The sequence below is a fragment of the Chryseobacterium lathyri genome, assembly GCF_003290185.1.
Taxonomy (GTDB): domain Bacteria; phylum Bacteroidota; class Bacteroidia; order Flavobacteriales; family Weeksellaceae; genus Chryseobacterium; species Chryseobacterium lathyri.
The window spans coordinates 15,796-34,369 of the sequence record NZ_QNFY01000024.1; the positions used below are offsets into that span (position 1 = coordinate 15,796).

At 36.6% G+C, this 18,574-nt stretch carries 10 protein-coding genes; 7 read left to right on the forward strand and 3 right to left on the reverse strand.

Going from position 1 to position 18,574, the window contains the following annotated elements:
- Positions 1 to 286 precede the first annotated feature (286 nt).
- From dnaE to DRF61_RS21630, 3 genes are all read left to right on the forward strand, one after another.
- Positions 287 to 4,951 carry a DNA polymerase III subunit alpha gene (dnaE, locus tag DRF61_RS21620; protein ID WP_111960935.1) on the forward strand — a complete coding sequence of 1,555 codons (4,665 nt, stop codon included), beginning with the start codon at positions 287 to 289 and terminating at the stop codon, positions 4,949 to 4,951.
- A gap of 332 nt (positions 4,952 to 5,283) precedes the next feature.
- Positions 5,284 to 8,382, forward strand: a complete 3,099-nt coding sequence (locus DRF61_RS21625) for a T9SS type A sorting domain-containing protein (RefSeq protein ID WP_111960936.1) — start codon at positions 5,284 to 5,286, stop codon at positions 8,380 to 8,382.
- Positions 8,383 to 8,618: 236 nt separating this feature from the next.
- Positions 8,619 to 10,211 (forward strand): GEVED domain-containing protein, encoded by a 1,593-nt coding sequence (locus tag DRF61_RS21630; protein WP_111960937.1) that lies wholly within the window; start codon positions 8,619 to 8,621, stop codon positions 10,209 to 10,211.
- A gap of 260 nt (positions 10,212 to 10,471) precedes the next feature.
- Here DRF61_RS21630 and DRF61_RS21635 read toward each other — a convergent pair whose 3' ends face one another.
- Positions 10,472 to 11,299 (reverse strand): ion transporter, encoded by an 828-nt coding sequence (locus DRF61_RS21635; RefSeq protein ID WP_111960938.1) that lies wholly within the window; start codon positions 11,297 to 11,299, stop codon positions 10,472 to 10,474.
- Positions 11,300 to 11,361: 62 nt separating this feature from the next.
- On the opposite strand from DRF61_RS21635, the gene DRF61_RS21640 reads away from it, so the two are divergent.
- A complete protein-coding gene (locus tag DRF61_RS21640; RefSeq protein WP_111960939.1) occupies positions 11,362 to 12,459 on the forward strand; it encodes a Nif3-like dinuclear metal center hexameric protein in 1,098 nt (365 codons plus the stop codon).
- Positions 12,460 to 12,461: 2 nt separating this feature from the next.
- Complete coding sequence (locus DRF61_RS21645; protein ID WP_111960940.1) at positions 12,462 to 13,238, forward strand: zinc ribbon domain-containing protein; 777 nt, start codon at positions 12,462 to 12,464, stop codon at positions 13,236 to 13,238.
- A gap of 158 nt (positions 13,239 to 13,396) precedes the next feature.
- Here the strand turns inward: DRF61_RS21645 and DRF61_RS21650 are convergent, their stop codons facing one another.
- Positions 13,397 to 15,175 (reverse strand): AMP-dependent synthetase/ligase, encoded by a 1,779-nt coding sequence (locus tag DRF61_RS21650; protein ID WP_111960941.1) that lies wholly within the window; start codon positions 15,173 to 15,175, stop codon positions 13,397 to 13,399.
- A 220-nt stretch (positions 15,176 to 15,395) separates the two neighbouring features.
- Here DRF61_RS21650 and DRF61_RS21655 point away from each other — a divergent pair, with 220 nt between their 5' ends.
- Positions 15,396 to 16,535 carry an acyl-CoA dehydrogenase gene (locus tag DRF61_RS21655; protein ID WP_062652654.1) on the forward strand — a complete coding sequence of 380 codons (1,140 nt, stop codon included), beginning with the start codon at positions 15,396 to 15,398 and terminating at the stop codon, positions 16,533 to 16,535.
- A gap of 22 nt (positions 16,536 to 16,557) precedes the next feature.
- Entirely contained in the window at positions 16,558 to 16,923 is a 366-nt protein-coding gene (locus tag DRF61_RS21660) for a hypothetical protein (protein ID WP_111960942.1), read from the forward strand.
- A 244-nt stretch (positions 16,924 to 17,167) separates the two neighbouring features.
- On the opposite strand, the gene DRF61_RS21665 is transcribed toward DRF61_RS21660, so the two are convergent.
- Positions 17,168 to 18,112 carry a DUF4349 domain-containing protein gene (locus DRF61_RS21665; RefSeq protein ID WP_111960943.1) on the reverse strand — a complete coding sequence of 315 codons (945 nt, stop codon included), beginning with the start codon at positions 18,110 to 18,112 and terminating at the stop codon, positions 17,168 to 17,170.
- Between the last annotated feature and the right edge of the window lie 462 nt (positions 18,113 to 18,574).

The following is an 18,574-nucleotide window of genomic DNA, read 5'->3' on the forward strand; positions in this document are numbered from 1 at the left end:
GGTTCAGTAAATATTAAAATTTTTAGATTAGCAAATATATACTAAAATCTTTAATCGTCTTATTTTTAGTCTGTATAATTTTATTGTTTAGATGGATTTTAATAGATTTATATTGATTTTTGGTAAATTTTTATTTCTTTTTATATGTTTTGTATTTTGTGAATTTTAAAATTGAGATTTAAAAAAAGAAATTTCTGATACTCTTTTGAACCGAAATCATGATGTTCATTATTAGAAAAATTGAAGTAACTTTACATTCTCTTTTTTAAAAAAGTTAGAAACTTATATGTATTTAATTTTTGACACAGAAACAACCGGATTACCTAAAAATTTCAATGCACCGCTTTCAGATTCCGACAACTGGCCAAGAATGGTTCAGATTGCATGGCAGGTTCATGATGATGATGGTAGATTAATTGAAAATCAGGATTATATAATAAAACCTGAAGGGTATGATATTCCCTTCAACGCCGCAAGGATTCACGGAATTACTACTAAAATTGCTCATGAAGAAGGCCGGGACCTGCAAGAGATTTTGGAAGAGTTTTCTAAAGTGCTGGACCGAGTAAGAATAGTGTCCGGACATAATGTAGAATTCGATTATAATATTGTAGGAGCAGAATTTTACAGGAAAAATTTAAAAGACAATCTTCAGGATAAACCTAAAGCCGATACAATGGTTTTGGGAACAGATTACTGTAAGCTTGGCGGCGGAAGAGGCGGAAGATATAAATCTCCGAAACTGGAAGAGTTGTACGAAAAGCTGTACGGTCACAAATTTGACGAAGCGCACAACGCTGCTGCCGACGTGAATGCGACTGCCCGGGTATTCTTTGAAATGATGAGAATAGGAGTAATCCCTGCTGAAGTACTGAAGATCTCTGAAGATCAGCTGAATTACTTTAAAACCCTTTATCCGGACCCGATAAAGCCGTTTAATATTGTTATCAGAAGACAGGTTGCAGAATTTAATAATAAGAAAAAGCAATCTGATTTTGGAAGTATAGATGAAATTGATCTAGGAAAATATTTCAATTTTAACAGTCACAGTGTTTTCTCTACATTGATGGCTACTTCAAGCATCAATGACCTGATCAAAAAAGCTTCTGATGAAAACTTTCCCGCTGTGGGAATGGTAGATATCGGAAATATGATGGGAGCTTTTAAATTTGTTTCAGCAGTAGAATCTGCCAATTCGGACCGCTCTAAAAAGCATAAAGAGTTTCTTGCCAAAAAACAGGAAGCTGAAGAAAATGGAACAGAATTTACCGAGCAGGAACCTGTTTCAGCTCCGCTTATTCCTGTCGTGGGTTGTGAATTTTATATCTCAGACAGGTATGAGCAGAAGCAGTTTACAAAAGATGACCCGGACAGAAGAACCCAGGTTGTTCTTTTGGCAAAGGATTTTAACGGGTATAAAAACCTGGCAAAACTTTCGAGTATAGGATTTTTAAAAGGATTTTATTTTGGAGTTCCGAGGATTAGCAGAGAGCTGATCGCTGAATATAAAGAAGGTTTAATTGCTTTGACATCCGGGATTTTAGGGGATATCCCTGATGCCATTCTTAATACCGGAGAACAAAAAGGGGAGGAACTCTTCAAATGGTGGAAAGATACTTTCGGAGATGATTTCTATGTACAGCTTCAGAATCATAAACTGCCTGAAGAAGAGCATTTAAATGAAGTTTTATTGTACCTCGCAGATAAGTATAATACTAAAATACTGGCACAGAACGAAACATTCTATACCCATAAAGATGATGCAAATATCCAGGATATTGTAAGCTGTATCAAGGACGGTGAAAAATTAACCACACCTGTAGGAAAAGGCTTCGGAAAACGTAGAGGACTTACCACAGGAGAGTATTATATTAAAAACAGTGATGAGATCAAGGAAGCATTTCTGGCTTACCCAGATGCTTTTGAGGCTTATGACGAATTTCTCGCAAAATTCAGTCCTTATACCTTAAAAAGAGACGTTCTCCTTCCTAAATTTGATATTCCGGAAGAGTTTATCCATGCGGAAGATGCAGTGGATGGCGGAAAAAGAGGAGAGATGGCGTATCTTACTCACCTAACCTATGAAGGTGCGAGAAAAAGATATGTTATGACCGGAATTACAGACGAGATCAAAGAACGTTTGGATTTCGAACTTGACGTAATTGCCAATACCGGATATCCCGGATACTTCCTTATCGTACAGGATTTCTGTAACGAAGCCCGGAACATGGGGGTTTGGGTCGGTCCCGGAAGAGGTTCTGCAGCTGGTTCTGCAGTAGCCTATTGTATTGGAATTACTAACGTTGATCCCATCAAGTACGATCTCCTTTTTGAGAGATTCCTGAATCCGGAAAGGGTTTCGATGCCTGATATTGATATTGACTTTGATGATGAAGGACGTGACAGGGTTATTAAGTGGGTAATTGAAAAATACGGACAGAGCCAGGTAGCGCAGATCATTACCTATTCGGTTTTAGGTGGGAAATCTGCCATTAAAGACGCCGGAAGGGTATTGGATCTCCCGATTCCCGATACCAATAATATCGCCAAACTGATTCCTGCCAGCCCCGGAATGAACATTGCCAAAGCTTTAGCTAAATATGATAAGCTGAAGCCCGAAGAGCAGATGCTGGTGGATGAAATGAGAATGGTGCTGGATAACCCTGATGATCCCCGTTTTGATGTACTGGCAAGTGCCAAGAAAATGGAAGGATGTATCAGGAATACAGGGATTCATGCCTGTGGGGTGATTATTACTCCCGAGGATGTAAGTAATCTTGTTCCGATAACAATTGCAGCGAAAGATGCAGATATTTTAGTTTCCCAGTTTGACAACTCAGTAGCGGAAAGTGCAGGACTCTTGAAAATGGACTTCCTGGGACTCCGTACCCTGACGATCATTAAAGATGCCATGAAGCTGGTTAAGCAAAGGCATAATATAAATCTTGATCCGGACGAAATTCCGCTTGATGATACTAAAACATATCAGTTATTTAAAGAAGGAAGGACGATTGGGATTTTCCAGTATGAAAGTCCGGGGATGCAGAAATACATGAGAGAGCTTAAGCCTACCGTTTTTGCCGATCTTATTGCCATGAATGCCCTTTATCGTCCCGGTCCAATCAAATATATCCCGAACTTTATCAACAGAAAACACGGAATTGAAGAAATTGTTTATGACTTACCGGAAACCGAAGAATATTTAAAAGAAACCTACGGAATTACCGTATACCAGGAGCAGGTAATGCTTTTGTCCCAAAAGTTGGCCAACTTTACCAAAGGTGAAGCCGATACGCTGAGAAAAGCGATGGGTAAAAAGCAGATTGATGTTCTGAATAAAATGTATCCGAAATTCATTGAAGGAGGAAAGAAAAACAACCTTGATGAAGATCGTTTAAATAAAATTTGGAATGACTGGAAGGCTTTTGCTGAATATGCCTTCAACAAATCCCACTCCACCTGTTATGCATTGATTGCCTACCATACCGCTTATCTGAAAGCCAATTACCCGGCTGAATATATGGCGAGTGTGATGAGTAATAACATTAACAATACGGACTCTATCACCATGTTTATGGAGGACTGTAAAAGTATTGGAGTAGATGTTTTAGGACCCGACGTAAATGAATCCCAGTATAAATTCTCTGTAAACGAAAAAGGACAGATCCGTTTTGGTCTTGGAGCAATCAAAGGAATAGGAGAAGGGCCAAGTGAGGCGATTACAAGGGAAAGGGCTAATGGAAGATTCAAAAATATCTATGATTTCTTTGAAAGAATTCCTCCTTCCCAAATGAATAAAAGAGTAGCGGAAAGTTTAGTGCTTGCCGGAGCTTTTGATGAGCTCGGTTCCTATCACAGGGGTCAGTATTTTGATATTGATATGGCTGGAAAAACGAACCTGGAAAGATTGATCAGATACGGACAGAGTTTCCAGGAAAGTAAAAATGAAATGGAACATTCTCTTTTTGCTGATTTTGCTGATGAAGTACAGATTGAGCAGCCTAAACTGCTGCCATGCCCGGAATGGCCTAACATGCATAAACTTAACAAAGAAAAAGAAATCATAGGATTCTACCTGTCCGCTCATCCGCTGGATGAATTTAAATACCAGTTCCAGTTTATGCAGGGCAGACTTTCTAAAAAAACTGTGCTTGAAAAAGACGATGAAAAAGTGATTCCGGATGAAATTCCGATTTTAGAGAAAGATTCCCAGGATGAAACGGTAGACCTTATTGAGATTGTTTCTGATGATCTGTCAATAGGAGAAGAGGAAGTTATAGAGGAAGTGGTGAAGAAAGCTGAACCGAAAGGTAATTTCCTGTTTTTAAACCTTGATGAGGTGGATGCTTACAAAGAACAGGCTTTTTCCAATAAACAGGAAGAGCTTTTCGAGGAAAAAAAGAAAGACTGGAAAACGCTTCAGAAAGAAAGAGAGAACGGTGGTGGCGGAAAAGAGTATACGGTAGCAGGGCTAATCACTGAGTATAGAGTACAGGATGGATTCAGAAGTGGAGAAAAAGTGGCTTTTGTTACTTTGGAAGATTATTCGGGATCTTATTCTTTCAGGCTGGGAGATAGGGATTATATGCGTCTGAAGGAGAAATTAGAAGTTCAGAGATTTGTGATTTTCAAAATAAAATTTGCACAGGTCAAGGACGGAAGGGTTTTTGTTAACGTCAATGATGTTATTGAACTTCAGGAAGCTTTTGAAAGATTTGCAAAAAGCATTTCCCTCGTTATGGATGTTATGGATGTCCGCCCTGAGGATCTTGACTTTTTTAGAAAAGTTCTTGACCGGAATAAAGGAAATCAGAAACTTAAATTCTTTATAAAAAATATTGAAGATGATTCCCAGATTGAAGTTCAGTCTATGAAACATTCTGTAGATCTGAACGGAGATCTGATTAAGGAAATTCAGCTTCTTAATAAATATGAATTCTATTTGAATTAAGAAAAGTGAAATATAAAATTAAAAAGCGGCATTTTTTGCCGCTTTTTTTATTTAGAATTAAGTCGTTAATTGGTGAAAAATAAAATTATTTTTTATGTTAAATAAATAATTACTCCACTTTTTAGTGATTTTAATTTTAATATAATAAATTGAAAATCAAATGTTTAAATTTTTATCTTTATTTGATGATTTAATATTAAAACTAAATATATATTTGATTTTAGGTAATGATGTGTTTTGTTTATGATTTTGTCTTTAATTTTTTATGATAATTTTTGATATTAGATGAAATATTTGATTACTTTTACCCCCTAATTTTATTTTTACTACGTATGAAAAAACTTTTACTAACGTGCCTATTTTTTCTGATAGCCACTATTGTGAATGCCCAAATTACTTTGGGCAGTGGGACAACTACGGGAACATATCCTATAGCATCAAATTGGGGATATAATTATACTCAACAAATTATATCCAAAACAAAAATTAATGCGGATGCTCCTGGCTCTATTACTGGTCTGAAATTTTATTTACCTACTACTGCTAATCTTGATAAATCAAATCAGTGGGAAGTGTTTGTAGGACATACTACTCTTACTGCTTTTGCTGGGACTGCAGCTTCAAACTGGATTGCTACATCAGCAATGACTCAGGTGTTTTCAGGTACTATTACCAATAATGCAGGAGTAGTGGAAGTTACTTTTACAACTCCATTTGCATATAATAATATAGATAATCTTGTTATAGCAGTTCACGAGAATACTCCGAATTTTAACACTTCTTCAGATTATTTCTACGTATCTGCTTCCGGTACAACCAATAGCAGTATGTACTATAGAAATGATACAACAGATTTCAACCCAGCAGCTCCGGTTGCTGCGGGATCACGTGCTGCTACACTTTCTAATGTTACTCTTTTAGGCCTTACGCCCAATCCGATTCCAGGATGTCCTAGTGTATCTGCTCCGGCAGCAGCAGCAACAGGAGTTTCTGTTACTCCGGCTATTACATGGGGAGCAATTAGCAATGCTACAGGATATAGATTATCTATCGGAACTACTGCGGGAGGAACGGATGTACTGAATAATGCAGACCTAGGAAATGTTCTTACCTATACTCCTGCAACACCACTGAATTATAATAAACAATATTTTTATACTGTAAATGCATATAATGGAGCAATTCCATCTGCAGGATGCAGTGAAAGATCTTTCACAACGTTAAATATCCCTTGTCCTACAGTTTCAGCACCAGCTTCAGCTGCTACTGGGGTATCTCTTACTCCGACTATTACCTGGGCTGCTGTAACAGGAGCTACAGGATATAAACTGAGAGTAGGGACCACTGCCGGTGGAACTGATATTGTAAATAATGCAGATCTAGGAAACGTAACTTCTTATACGTTCAGTTCTCCTTTATTAAACAATACTAAATACTATTACAGTGTTAATTCTTATGATGGAACTACAGCATCAGCTTCATGTTCTGAAAGAAATTTTACAACTGTTTGTGCTGCTTTATTAGCTCCTTTCTTAGAGTCATTCAATTCAGGGACTTTACCTAGCTGCTGGTCCAATTCCAGTACCAATAATACAAGTTACGCTTTATGGCAATTTACCGGTACTCAGGATTATGGTACTACAGGTAATGGAGCTTCGGGAACAGTTGCTTTTGTAGATGCATCTTCTCCTTACACTGGAATTCATGACGTTACTTTAACATCTCCTCAAATTAACTTGGCGGGACTTACAGTACCTTATGTTCAGTTTAAATGGTTTAAAAATCATGCAGCTTCTGCAGGAGGGACCCAGCCAGCTTATGATAATAACAAGCTTACTGTGCAGGTTAAAAATGTAACAGGTTCAACATGGGAAACTATCTTTACTTCATCTACCAACAGTACTTTATGGAGAACAGAAGGTGCTGTATTACCTGCTGCCTATAACGGAGCTACTATACAGGTGAGATTCGTTGTTGATAAAGATGTAGCCGGTAACGGATACTTCTATGATAACTTATTGTTAGATGATGTAGAAATAAAAGAGGCTCCTACATGTTTAGTTCCTATCACTCCTGTTGTTACGACAACTACAACTACAACAGCTACGATAGGTTGGACTGCACCAGCTACTGCACCAGGAAACGGATATGACATTTACTACAGTACTACAAATACAGCTCCTACAGCTGCATCTACACCAAATATGACATCTATTACAGGAACAAGTTATGTAATTAATGATGCTGTTACAGCTAGTACATATTATGTTTGGATAAGATCCCGTTGTTCCGCAAATGATCAAAGTGCTTGGGTAGGACCAGTTTCCTTTGCTCTGGTACCTGCAAATGATGACTGTGCAACAGCTGTTACTTTAACAGTAAACCCTGATACTACTTGTACTGCAACAACTGTAGGAAATACTTTAGGTGCTACCAATTCAAATGTACCTGTAGGTACTTGTTCAGGAACACCGGATGATGATGTTTGGTATTCTTTTGTAGCAGGATCTGCTGCTCATACAGTTTCTCTTTCTAATGTGGTTTCAACAGGAACTGCTTCATCTACAAGCTTATATACTCAAATATTTAGTGGTTCTTGTGGATCTTTAACGAGCATTAAGTGTGGAACAACAAATACTACAACAGTATCTGGATTAACAGTTGGGCAAACTTACTATGTAAGAGTTTATAACAGCAATGGTGCTGGATATAATAATAGCTTTAATATCTGTTTAAATACTCCACCACCGCCACCTGCAAATGATAATTGTTCATCTGCAGTAGATTTAATAGTAGGAACTGCATTTGCTCAGAATGCTATAGTAGGAACTACTGTTAGTTCTACAAATACGCCTGTATTAACGGCTAGCTGTCTTACAACGCCAACAAATGTAGGAGGGAATGTATGGTACAAAGTAGTGGTTCCGGCTTCAGGTAAGATCACTCTTGAAACAGACACCAATACAGGTACAGCATTAACTGATACAGTAATTTCTGTATTTGCAGATTGTACAAGTACTACTTCTATTGCTTGTGATGATGATACAGGTAATGGGAATTTCTCTAAATTGTCATTGACAGGTCAAACACCGGGTGCTACATTATATGTTAGTGTTTGGAGATATTCTACAGCAACAGATGGACAATTCCAGATCTCAGCATATGATGCAAGTGCTTTGTCAACATCTGAAGTTTCAGGTGCTAAAAATGAGATCAAAGCTTATCCAAATCCTTTTGCAGATGTCTTGAATATTTCTGATATCTCTAAAGTGAAATCAATATCAGTTGTTGATCTTGCTGGAAGAATAGTAAAAACAATTGATAATCCTTCTTCAGCTCTTCAGTTAGGAGACCTGAAACAAGGAATGTATTTAGTAACATTAAATATGAAAGACGGATCAAAACAAACGATCAAAGCAATTAAGAAATAGAGTCTTATTGATCATACTCAATAGAATAGCAGCTGAAAGGCTGCTATTTTTATGAATGTCATAGCCCCTTATTCAATGCTAGAATAGAGAGGTGCATTTTCAGTTTTTTACTGATGAAATTTAAACTTGAGAATATATAATCAAAGAGACGGCTTTTTAACTGTCTCTTTTTCTATTTGATAAAGTTTTAATGTATTTTTTTTATTAGATTTGTTTAAACCATAAAAAAAAATTACATGAAAAAGCTTTTACTTGTGAATTTAATAACGATTAGTGCATTTGCCTTTGCTCAGACCTATTGCACACCGGTATTTCCAAACGAATGCAGTGGAGGGGATATGATCGACAGTTTTACGATTCCATCGGCGGGATTCAGTCATCTTGATACGGGATGCTCCCAGGGCTCATATGGAGACTATACAGCCCAAACAATTAACCTGAATGCAGGTCTCAGTTATGCATTTTCTGTTACTCATGAATATTCCAGTCAATATGTACGTATCTGGATAGATTTTGACAATAACGGAACCTTTGATGATGCGGCACCGGAACTGGTAGCAACAGGAAGTAGTACCGGACCGGATGATAATTCAGTTACCAATAGCAATATAACTATTCCTGCAACAGTTACACCGGGAACCTACAGAATGAGAGTTGGGGACCGTTTTAACAATGAACCGGAACCATGCAACACATTAGGCTACGGAGAAGCACATGATTATACTGTAGTGATTGGAGCTGCACCGAGCTGTCTGGCACCAGGTAACTTGTCTGCGGGTACCCTAACTGCCAACTCAGCTGTTATTTCATGGGCAGCTTCTACAAGTACAGTAGGAGTAGGGTATGAATATTATTATTCCTCAACGAATACAGTTCCAACAAGCACTACTGTAGCATCAGGAAGTGTAGGTGCTTCGGTTTTATCTGCGCCTTTGTCTGCATTAACTCCTGCCACTACTTATTATGTATGGGTAAGGTCTGTATGCAGCACTTCCGATAAAAGCGCATGGTCTTTAAGTGCATCATTTACAACTGATTGTGCCGCAATAGTTCCTACTGCTGCTTATACCAATGATTTTTCAACATTCCCCGGAAATTGCTGGGAACAGGCTTCTGGTGGAGACCCGGCTACAGGATCTACTGATACAGATGAATTATGGTCTGATGGAGACTTCCTGAATGAAGGAAATAATAATAATTCTGCTAAAATAAATCTTTATTACAACGAAACCATAGCGTGGCTAAAGACGGTACCTTTCAACCTTTCAGCAGGAGGATACAGAGTGAAATTCGATTATGGGGTAACAGCGTTTTTAGATACCACTGCTTCGGCTATGGGATCTGATGATGTGATTCAGTTCTTGGTTTCAAATGATGGAGGGACTACGTGGACCGTTCTGCAGACATGGAATGCGGCTAATGCACCATCCAATACTTCTACAGCTTATTCTTACGATCTTACTTCCTATACGGGAGCCAATGCCGTATTTGCATTTTATGCTTCTGAAGGTACTGTAAATGATGCTGAAGATTATGAATTCTTTGTTGATAATTTTAAAGTAGAGACTGCAACATTAGCAACATCCGAGGTTTCCAAAGAAAAAGAAGATGTTAAAGCATACCCGAATCCTTTTACTGATGTATTGAATATTTCAAAAGCAGATCTTGTAAAGTCAGTTTCTGTATCTGATGTTTCCGGACGATTGTTAAAAACTATTGAAAATCCATTTTCTGCTCTTCATTTAGGGGATCTTAAACAAGGATTGTATTTCATTACTTTAAACATGAAAGACAGTTCAAGGCAGATGATCAAAGCGATCAAGAAATAATAAAATAACCATATTAAACTAAAAAGACGGCAATTGCCGTCTTTTTTATATTAGTGTCACTTATTGGGTACTGGTTGTATATCTCCTGTGTTCATTTGTTCAAAGACGGCAGGGAAAAACATCACGAGTATAAAATAAATAATGATCATTAATACAACTAAAGAGAAAAGAATAATGACCAGGCTGTTAGGTTTATTTTTCTTTTGTGGTTCCATGATTTTTGTGGTATTTGGTTAACAGATTAATATCAATACCAAATACTAAGCTAATTTCTTGCCACACTGTTTGCAGTACCGTGCATCATCATCTATATCTTCATTGCCGCATTGGTCGCAGATTTTCTCCAGATTCTGTCTTTTGTTGCGCATTTCTGCCGTTACAATTCCTGTAGGAACTGCAATAATAGAATAACCTGCAAGCATTAAAATAACAGCAAAAAATTTACCCATCGGAGTGATAGGAGAGACATCTCCATAACCAACGGTAGTTACCGTAACCACTGCCCAGTAAATAGATTGTGGAATCGTTTCAAAGCCGGGTCTTCCGCCCTCCACCATAAACATAAGCGAACCTACGATCACTGAAAAAATAATCAGGAACAAAAGGAAAATATAGATCTTTCTGGAACTGTTCTTTAAGGCACGAACGATAAGGTAACCATCGTTCATAAAATCCAGAAGATTGAAGATCCTGAAAATTCTCAGCATCCTCAGCATCCTGAAGATTAAGAAATACTTGGTAACAGGAAAGAAAAAGCTAAGGTAAAAAGGAACCAGTGCAAGAAAATCTATGATTCCGAAAAAGCTGAAAATATAATTTTTTTTATTCTTTACAACGCTGATGCGCATCCAGTATTCAATTGTGAAAAAAATAGAAATAATCCATTCCAGGATCAGAAAGGTGTAGTGAAATCTTTTGTCAAGCTGAGGAACACTCTCCATCATAATAATGGCAGTGCTTATCAGGATAAGGGATAATAGAGTGATGTCGAATAATTTGCCTAGTTTGGTATCAGCACGGTAGATAACCCTGTAAAGAAATCTTTTCCAAAGTTTGTCTTCAGGAACAAGATTATGTTCTCTTTCCATTTTTTACTATTTTTTAAAATTAACAAATTATCGTTATTTTCGTAGCAAACATACAGAATAAAATGACAATAAGCGAAGTAATTTCAAAAATAGAAAACCGTATTCCCCTGCAGCAGGCAGAAGATTTTGACAATGTAGGATTGCTGTGTGGTGTCCCGGACCGAAATGTCAGCGGAATTCTGGTGTGCCACGATGCTTTGGAAAATGTTGTAGAGGAGGCTATCCAGAAAAACTGCAATCTGATTGTATGTTTTCATCCTATTATTTTTTCCGGATTAAAATCTCTGACCGGGAAAAATTATGTCGAAAGAGCTGTATTGAAAGCAATTGAAAATAAAATTGCCATTTATGCCATTCATACTGCATTTGATAATGATTTCTTTGGGGTCAACCATAAGATCTGCAGTCAATTGGGATTAAAAGATCTCAGGATTCTTCAGCCTAAGAAAAATAATTTAAAACAGCTGAGCGTATTTGTTCCGAAAGACCATTCGGAAAAAGTGAAAGAAGCGCTATTCACTGCAGGAGCAGGAAATATAGGTTTTTACGACGAATGCAGCTTTACTCTTAATGGAAACGGAACATTCAGGCCTGTTGAAGGCTCAAATCCGTTTTCCGGACAGCAGAATATCCGTGAAAATGCTGATGAAGATATGATTTCCGTTATTTTTGAAGATTATAAAAAAGGAAAGATCATTTCAGCAATGAAGGCTGTGCATCCCTATGAAGAAGTAGCCTATCAGGTATATCAGCTGGATAATGAGAATCACCATTCAGGCTTGGGAATGTATGGGGAACTTGCCGAAGAAATGGATGAACAGGACTTTTTAAGAATGGTAAAAGAAAAATTTGAACTCGAAGTCATTAAACATTCCAATTTTATCCATAAAAAAATCAGAAGAGTAGGTGTTCTCGGTGGGTCCGGAGCCAGCGGAATAAAGGCTGCTTTATCGCAAAAATGCGACGCTTATCTTACAGGAGATATCAAATACCATGATTATTTCCAGGCAGAATCCAAAATGTTGATCTGTGACATAGGCCATTATGAATCCGAACAATTTGTAACTCAACAATTATTTGAAATTTTGTCACAAAAATTTAGTACATTTGCAATTTCAAAATCTATTGAAAAAACCAACCCAGTAAATTATTTCATTTAAATATGGCAAAAACCAACGATATTTCAGTTGAAGAAAAATTAAGAGCTTTATACGATTTGCAGATCATTGATTCAAGATTGGATGAAATCCGAAATACTAGAGGAGAATTGCCAATTGAAGTTGAAGATCTTGAAATTGAGATCGAAGGACTTGAAAAAAGAGCTGAAAAATTTCATGCAGATATCAAAGATCAGGAAGATCAGATCAAAACAAAGCATGAAGTAATTAACCATGCAAAAACTTTAATTGAAAAGTACAAATCTCAGCAGGATAATGTAAGAAACAATAAAGAGTTTGAAGCATTAGGAAAAGAAATGGAATTCCAGGATCTTGAAATTCAGCTTGCTGAAAAAAGAATTAAAGAATTCGGAGTTAAAATTGCTCACAAAAATGAAACTTTAAGCGAACTTAACGAGAAAATCAAAGATCTGAAAAACCATTTGAAATTCAAGAAGGAAGAATTGGATGATCTTGTGTCTGAAACCCAGAAAGAAGAAGAATACTTAATAGAGCAGTCTAAAGAGTATGCAGGTAAGATTGACGAAAGATTACTTTCTTCGTATAACAGAATCAGAAAGAGCTCTATCAACGGATTGGCTGTTGTAGGATTAGAAAGAGGAGCACCAAAAGGGTCGTTCTTCACTATTCCTCCTCAGAAGCAGATGGAAATTGCTCAGAGAAAGAAAATCATTATTGATGAGCATTCTGGAAAAATCCTTGTAGATGACGAATTGGTAATGGAAGAAAACGAAAGAATGAAATCTGTAATTAAATTCTAATTACAATTCAAAATAATAAAAATGTGCTTCAGCAATGAAGCACATTTTTTGTTTAACGTATACATAACTGGAAATTCAAAAGGTGGGAGGCTTTAATCCCGTCACAATATAAGGATATTAAAAAAGCTGCTTCATTTCTGAAACAGCTTATTGTATTTTTACTCTTGATGCTCGTACATTTTATTATACAGATCTATGAATTTCTCTTTTATTGCTTTTCTTTTAAGCTTTAAGGTAGGAGTAAGCAGTCCTGTATCAATGGCCCATATCTCAGGGGTCAGTTCGATTTTTTTGATCTTTTCCCAGTTTCCGAGATGCTCATTGATATTTTCCATCTCCTTTTCAATTCTTTCCTTTAATTCAGGGCTTTTTGCAATTTCTGCAGGGGTAGAGCCTATATTCAGATTATTTCTCATTGCCCAGCTTTTAGCAAACTCAAAATCAGGCTGTACCAAAGCACACGGCATTTTTTCACCGTCTCCTACTACCATGATCTGTTCAATGAATTTTGAAGCTTTTGCCTGGTTTTCAATTGTCTGAGGGGCAATGTATTTTCCGCCTGAAGTTTTAAACATCTCTTTTTTACGGTCAGTGATCTGCAGGAATCCTTCACTGTCGATATGTCCTATATCTCCTGTTTTGAAAAATCCGTCTTCAGTAAAAGCTTCTTTTGTCATAGTTTCAGCTTTAAAATAACCTTTAAAGACAGAAGGTCCTTTTACTGTAATTTCACCATCTTCCTGGATTTTTACCTGAAGGTTGTCCAATGGTCTGCCCACGGTACCGATCTTCATTTTATCAAAACTGTTTACAGAAATAACCGGCGAAGTTTCGGTTAAGCCATATCCTTCTAAAATAGGAATACCGGCATTCTGAAACATCAGGTTTAATCTTGTCGATAAAGCTGCAGAACCGGAAACTAAAGTAATGATTTCTCCACCCAGACCTTCTCTCCATTTAGAAAATACCAGTTTATCCGCAATAATTCCCTGTAATCCTGAAGGTTTGGAGATTTCTTTTTTCTTACTGATCAGATTCAAAGCCCAGAAGAATATCTTTGATTTAAGCCCGCCGGCTGAAGAACCTGTGTTGTAAATTTTATCATATACCTTTTCCACTAGTCTGGGTACCACACTCATATAATGCGGTTTTACTTCTTTTACATTTTCCCCCATTTTATCGATGCTTTCAGCGAAATAAACTGAAAAACCATTGTACTGGAAAAGATAAAAAAGCATCCTTTCAAAAATATGACATATAGGAAGGAAGCTCAGCACCCTCGTATCCTTGTAATCCAGGCTTTTTTTCTTAGGAATTCTAGGAACAGAGCCTAAAACGTTAGAAACAATATTATGATGGGTCAGCATTACTCCTTTCGGTCTTCCTGTAGTGCCTGAAGTGTAAATAATGGTAGCCAGATCCTCAGAATTGATGGCATTGGAAAGATCCTCCACCTCAATCTGGGTAGAATCGTCCTCACCAAGATCCAGAATTTCTCTCCAGTTGGCTGCCCCGCTTATCGTATCAAAAGTAAAAATCCCCTGTAGTGAAGGGATATTATGTTTCACCTTCATTACTTTATTAAGCAATTCTTTATCAGATACAAAACAATACTGTATTTCAGCATTATTAAATATAAACTCATAATCTTCAGCAGAAATACTCGGATAAACCGGAACGGAAACCACACCGATTTGAGACAGTCCAAAATCCATAACTGCCCATTCCGTACGGGAATTGGTGGTGATCAGAGCAATCTTGTCACCAGGTTTTATACCCAGCTTCAAAAGCCCCCTGGATATTTTATTTCCCTGATTGATAAATTCTAACGTTGAGGTTTTTTTCCATTCACCCTGATATTTGGTCACAAACATATCTGCTTTAGGAAATTTCTCCAAAGCATAATGTGGAATATCGAATAATCTTTTGATTGTCATGATTTTTTAAGCAATTTTTAAAGAATTTTAAATATAAGCATTTTTTTTAACTGTAGTAATCAGAAATCATCAATTGACAATTAATTGAATGCCTGCCATAATATTAGGGGCTTTTACCAATTATTCTGCGGAAATTTAAAGGAGTCTGTCCCTTACTTCCAATTCTATTTTCAGATTTGGTTAAAAAGTGTAAATTTACGGCTACTAATTATTATTTTTTATGGACTTTAATTTATCGGAAGAACAGCTGATGATTCAGCAGGCTGCAAGAGATTTTGCACAAAATGAACTATTACCTGAAGTTATAGAAAGAGACCGCGATCAGAAATTTCCTACAGAGCAAGTAAAGAAAATGGGTGAAATGGGGCTTTTGGGAATGATGGTAGATCCTAAGTACGGAGGAGCAGGGATGGATAGCGTTTCTTATGTTTTGGCAATGGAGGAGATCGCAAAAATAGATGCTTCTGCAGCTGTGGTAATGTCCGTAAATAACTCTCTGGTATGTGCAGGTCTTGAAAAATTTGCTTCCGAAGAACAGAAAGTGAAATATCTTACTCCTCTTGCCAGTGGAAAAGTAATTGGCGCTTTTGCATTATCTGAGCCTGAAGCAGGTTCTGATGCTACTTCCCAAAAAACAACCGCAGAAGATAAGGGAGATTATTATCTTTTAAATGGTATCAAGAACTGGATCACGAACGGTGGTACGGCTTCTTACTATATTGTCATCGCACAGACAGATCCTGAGAAAAAACATAAAGGAATTAACGCTTTCATCGTTGAAAGAGGATGGGAAGGTTTTGAAGTTGGTGTGAAGGAAGATAAACTGGGAATCAGAGGAAGTGATACACATTCTTTGATCTTCAATAACGTAAAAGTACCTAAGGAAAACAGAATCGGGGAAGACGGATTCGGATTCAACTTTGCTATGGCAGTATTGAACGGAGGAAGAATCGGTATTGCTTCTCAGGCATTGGGTATTGCTTCAGGAGCTTATGAACTGGCTTTAAAATATGCTAAAACAAGAAAAGCTTTCAAAACTGAAATCATTAATCACCAGGCAATTGCATTTAAATTAGCAGATATGGCTACCCAGATTACTGCAGCAAGAATGTTATGTTTCAAAGCCGCATGTGAGAAAGACGCAGGTAAAGATATTTCTGAAAGCGGTGCAATGGCAAAATTATACGCTTCCCAGGTGGCAATGGATACTACCATTGAGGCAGTACAGATCCATGGTGGATACGGATATGTGAAAGAATACCACGTAGAAAGAATGATGAGAGATGCAAAGATTACGCAGATCTACGAAGGTACTTCGGAGATTCAGAAAATTGTGATTTCCAGAAGCATCGCCAAATAATTAATATAAAAACACACTGCTTATGAAAAAAACTTTGTGGATCAGCCTCGGGGTAATACTTCTTCTGATAGGGGTAACGGTATGGTATAAATACTATTTCGTCTTTGGAGAAGGAGTAAAGTCCGGCTATCTGAATTATGCCATGAAAAAAGGCTATGTTTTCAAAACCTATGAAGGAAAACTCATCCAGGAAGGTTTTGGAAAAGGAAAAACAGGAACCATTACAAGCTATGAATTTGAATTTTCGGTAGAAGATCCTGAAATTTTTAAACAGCTGGAAACCAACAGCGGCAAAACTTTCGATCTTCATTATAAGGAATACAATGGAGCGCTTCCGTGGAGAGGAAACACAAAGTTTATCGTAGACAAAATAGTGAACATGAAATAGCGAAAGGCTCCCATCGGGAGCCTTTCTTATTACAAACCACTTTTATAATATACCTTTAACCAGGCTGAATACATGGTGTATCCTGTTGATTAAATACATACTTATTTAAATTCCTGCGAAATAACTTCCGTAACCGACCAATACCATCAAACACGAATATTTAAATATACAAAGAACAAATTCGGCAGAGATTTGATTTTTATTAAAATAATATTAAAAAATCCATCTTTCGATGGATTTTGTTTTATTGGAGATTGTTGTCCGTGGTTTTTTTCTTTTTATAGAAATAGTATCCTATTCCGCCGATCAGGAATAATGGCCAGAGCGGAAGAATGAAAAGAAAGACCGATGTAATCACATTCCATCCTGATGAAACTGCTGCCAGTGATTTTTCGCCGAAAGTTTTAGGTTCTTTTTCGAAACTCGATTTATCGGTAAGAGTCACGGTTATTGTACATAGGGTATTCTCTGCGTAGTTGTTTCCGGAAACCTGTATACTTTTAGTTTCAATATCTCCAATCTCACTTAGGTCATTCATTAAACTGTCAAAATTACGGATAGGAACTTTAACGTCCATATAATATACCTTTTGGTTGTTTTCTTCGTACGAAGAGTTTCTGTTGGCTGCTTCTGTCGTAACATAAGAAAGCTCTTCGCTTTTTACATAACCATTATTTTTTATGATTTCATCTTTTACAAGTTCCTTTACCGTTTCTGCATGGTCAGCTTTTATAGAAAGAATAGCTGTTTTCACCATCTTATTTTTAAGCTCATAAGCATCATTCTGAGGTTTGTCCTTATAAACAATTTGGGTTTCTTTAATTACTTTTGGAGCAGGGACATTCACCACAATTTTTTCGGCTTTTTTCTGTGCCGAATCTTTTTTCTCGATCTTTGATTCCAGTTTTGTTGAAGCAATTTTATCGGTTAAAGAGTCAACCATCTTAGACGTATTTTCTATTTTCTGCTGAATTTCGCCTTTGGCATCTTCAAAATCTTTTATTCTGACGTTAGCAGAATCCAGAACCTTGTCTGCGGTATTGTTGATGGAATTGATAGTTTCATTTACTGCAGCAGCCGTACTGTCTGCCGTATGAATAGTATCTTCTATTTGAGATTTTGTTGCTTCTGCTTTTTTACACATAATGAAAGTGCTGGATACAGCCACCAGTAATAGGTACTTTTTCATAACATTAATTTTTTTGATGATGTAAAATTAGTGGTGAACAGAAGCATACTTTTGTAAATAAAAAGTATTATTCCGGTAAAATTTTAATGAATTGAAAATCATTGTATTGGATCTGTTTTACAAAAGATTTACAAAAACAGAATGGATGAAAATTATCTTCAACAATAAATTAAATGATTAATTTTTTATAATTATGAGGTTAAAAAAATAAATCTTTATGAAAAATGAGTAGAAGAGTAAGCTGTTTTTTTATTAGTACTTGGCATTTTTTTCTACTGGATAGTGGTAATGGTTTATTATATTTTGGGATTGTTTTATAATAATTTAACATTTTTTTTGAAAAATAACATTCAAATGCTGATTCTGAATATTATAATATTTACATTTGCTTTTTAAGATTTTTATAATGAAAGGAGTGTATTTTGTTCTCATTTTTAATAGTGTAATGATCCACATTTGTTG